Origin of the sequence: Meiothermus sp. QL-1 (assembly GCF_003351145.1) — a bacterium.
In the GTDB taxonomy this organism is placed as follows: domain Bacteria; phylum Deinococcota; class Deinococci; order Deinococcales; family Thermaceae; genus Meiothermus.
Window position 1 is genome coordinate 1 of the sequence record NZ_QQSV01000021.1, and the last position, 3,282, is coordinate 3,282.

Here is a 3,282-nt window from a genome sequence, read left to right on the forward strand (position 1 = left end):
ACCGGGACGTGGCCGCAGCGCTGAACATCCTGGCCAGGGCTCGGACGGAGCCTGCGGGGATGGATACGGCAAGGGCCGTCCCGTGAGAACCGCGACTCCCCGTTCTTCAGAACGGGGAGTCGTCACCGAAACTCTACTGGCAGGCCTTGGACCAGGCGATGAACCCCAGGAGCAGCACCAGCCCCGTCCCCAGCCAACTGTCTTGCAGGAACAGGGCGCTGCCCACCAGGGCTATGTGGAAGAAGCCCACCAGCCAGAAATCGACCTGGAAGCTTTCCTTGCGGCTTTTGTGGCGCAGGGCGTACTGGGCCAGGAGGGCCCCCGGCCAGCCGCCGAAGAACTCCATCAGGTGGAGCTGCCGCTCGGGCACCCGCCAGTGGGTCTCCTTGCGGCCCTGCTGCCGCTGGCGCTCGTTCTGAACAGCCCGCCACTTATCCACCGCGTAGTAGAAGAAGGTGGCAAATCCCATAGGGAGGTATGCCAGCAGCATAAGCGCCGTCTCGCTTGTTGAGAACGGGAGCAATTCTTCGAAGACTCTTACCCCGCCCGGTACTACCAGCATGAGCAGGCCGAGGAGGCCGTATAGGGAGAGGAGGAACAGGGGAATGACCACGACGAGTTGCACCAGATTCCAAATCAGCCCCGGCAGCATCGTCGCCAGAGCCAGCAGGCTTTTGAACAGGTACCGGAGCGCGCCCCTCATGCAGGACAAATCCTACTCTGCATTGACGCTACCCCCAGGGACTGATAAACTTTGACCAAGTATAAGTTTGCTGCGAGGTGAGGCCATGGTTGCGGAACGTAAGCTCTACAGCAAGGGTGGCGGCTGGCTTTTGGAGACCCCGGAGAAAGTCTTCACCCCCGAGGACTTCGACGAAACCACCCGCATGATCCAGGAGACCGTGCGGCAGTTCGTGGAAAAGGAGTACCGCCCGGTGGCCGAGGCGATGGAGCACGGGGCGCTCGAGCACAACATCCCCCTCCTGCGCAAGTGCGGCGAGCTGGGGCTTTTGGGGGTGGAGGTCTCGGAGGAGTACGGCGGCCTCGACCTGCCCAAAACCGTGAGCACGGTAATCGCCGAGGCCCTGGCGGGCACCGGGGGCTTCAGCGTGACCTACGGGGTGCAGACCAGCATCGGCCTCTTGCCCCTGGTTTACTGGGGCACCAAGGCGCAGAAGGACAAGTACCTGGCCAAGCTGGTCTCGGGCGAGCTCATTGCCGCCTACTGCCTCACCGAGCCCCAGTCAGGCTCCGACGCCATGGGGGCCAAGACCCGGGCCGAGCTCTCCGAGGACGGCCGGTACTACATCCTGAACGGCACCAAGATGTGGATCTCCAACGCCGGCTTTGCCCACCTCTTCACCGTGTTCGCCAAGACCAAGGAGGGCCTCACCGCCTTCCTGGTCGAGCGCGACACCCCGGGGCTGCGGCTGGGTGGGGAGGAGAAGAAAATGGGCATCAAGGCCTCCAGCACCCGCCAGGTCTTCCTGGAGGACGTCAAGGTGCCGGTAGAGAATGTGCTGGGCGAGCTGGGCAAGGGGCACAAGATTGCCTTCAACGTGCTCAACGTGGGCCGCTACAAGCTGGGGGCCGGGGCCATCGGCGGGGCCAAGGGGGCTTTAGCGCTTTCGGCCAAGTACGCCAAGGAGCGCGTGGCCTTCGGCCAGCCCATCGCCAATTTCGGCCTCATCCAGCAAAAGCTGGCGGAGATGGCCACCCGCATCTTTGCCGGGGAGAGCGCGGTCTACCGCACCATGGGCCTGATTGACGAGGCCCTGGCCGGCCTCGACAAAGCCAACGCCGCCGAGGCGGTTTTGAAGGGCATCGAGGAGTACGCGGTGGAGGCCAGCATCATCAAGGTGCTGGGCTCGGAGGTGCTGGACTACGTGGTGGACGAGGGGGTGCAGATCCACGGCGGCTACGGCTACTCCGCCGAGTACGAGATTGAACGGGCCTACCGGGACAGCCGCATCAACCGCATCTTCGAGGGCACCAACGAGATCAACCGCCTCCTGATTCCCGGCATGCTGCTGCGCCGCGCCATGAAGGGCGAGCTGCCCCTGTTCGATGCGGCCATGAAGCTCCAGAAGGAACTCCTGGAGCCTTCCTTCGAGGAGCCCGAGGACAAGGAGATGGCGGGAATTCAGGGCCTCAAGAAGCTGGCGCTGGCCCTGCTGGGCCTTGCAGCCCTCAAGTTTGGCCCGAAGGTGGAGGAGGAGCAGGAGGTTCTGGCGGTGGCGGCGGATGTGCTCATCGACATCTACGCGGCCGAAAGCGCCCTATTGCGGGCGCGCCGCCTGGGCGAATCGGTCTACACCGATATGGCCCGGCTCTACCTCTACCAGGCCCAGGACCGCGCCCAATCCAGCGCCCTTTCGATTCTGCCGCGCCTGGCCGAGGGCGACGAGATGCGCTTGATGGCCTCAGCGGTGCGCCGCCTGACTAAGCACGAGCCCCAGGACCTGGTGGCGCTGCGCCGCCAGATCGCCCGGGTGGTGCTGGAGCGGGATGGGTATCCGCAGCCTAGGGTTTGACTCGAGGGCGTTGTAAGCTGGTCGCAGATGACCCTTTCCAGCGCCCTGCTGCAGGAGGTGCGGGCCTTTCTGGAGGCCCGCCTGCTTCCCCTCGAGCCCCTCTTCTTCCAAGCGGGCTTCCGCGCGGTAAGGCCTGCGCTCGACGAGCTACGCCAGGAGGTCAAGGCCCGGGGCTGGTGGCTTCCCCCCCTGCCCAGGCCTTGGGGGATGGGCCTTTCGCTTACCGAGTTCGCCCGGCTCTCTGAGGAGCTGGGCCGGAGCCCCCTGGGCCACTACATCTTCAACACCCAGGCCCCCGACATCGGCAACATGGAGATTCTGCTGAAGCACGGCACCCCCGAGCAAAAGGAACGGTTCTTGAGGCCTCTGGCCGCCGGGGAGATCCGGAGCGCTTTCGCCATGACCGAGCCCGAGCACCCCGGTTCCAACCCGGTCTGGCTTTCCACCCGGGCCGTGCTGGAGGGGGATGAGTGGGTGATCCACGGACACAAGTGGTACACCACCGGCTTTGAGGGGAGCGGCTTCGTCATCGTGATGTGCCTGACCGACCCCGACCACCCCAACCCCTACGCCCGCGCCAGCCAGATCATCGTCCCAAGCGATGCCCCGGGGCTTGTGCAGGTGCGCAAGATTCCGGTCATGGGCGAGGTGGGGGAGGAGTGGGCCAGCCACGCCGAGCTGCGCCTGGAGGGGGTGCGCGTGCCCAGGGAAAACCTGCTGGGAGAGCGCGGCAGGGGCTTTGCTATCG

General features: G+C 65.2%; 3 protein-coding genes. 2 read left to right on the forward strand and 1 reads right to left on the reverse strand.

Translation table 11 applies throughout. The annotated features are described in order from the left end of the window. Positions 1-133: 133 nt before the first annotated feature. On the reverse strand, positions 134-703 hold the full coding sequence (locus DV704_RS11990; RefSeq protein WP_199490000.1) for a DUF1294 domain-containing protein: 570 nt from the start codon (positions 701-703) through the stop codon (positions 134-136). An 85-nt stretch (positions 704-788) separates the two neighbouring features. Between DV704_RS11990 and DV704_RS11995 the strand changes: the two genes are divergently transcribed. Both DV704_RS11995 and DV704_RS12000 read left to right on the forward strand, forming a co-directional pair. Beyond that, complete coding sequence (locus DV704_RS11995) at positions 789-2,534, forward strand: acyl-CoA dehydrogenase family protein (RefSeq protein ID WP_114799812.1); 1,746 nt, start codon at positions 789-791, stop codon at positions 2,532-2,534. A gap of 27 nt (positions 2,535-2,561) precedes the next feature. Further along, a partial coding sequence (locus tag DV704_RS12000) for an acyl-CoA dehydrogenase family protein (RefSeq protein WP_199490001.1) occupies positions 2,562-3,282 on the forward strand: 721 nt, incomplete at its 3' end.

Bases quoted from the DNA above. Each gene is read 5' to 3' on its own strand.
- DV704_RS11990 (WP_199490000.1), bottom strand. From the start codon at position 703: ATGAGGGGCGCGCTCCGGTACCTGTTCAAAAGCCTGCTGGCTCTGGCG.
- DV704_RS11995 (WP_114799812.1), top strand. From the start codon at position 789: ATGGTTGCGGAACGTAAGCTCTACAGCAAGGGTGGCGGCTGGCTTTTG.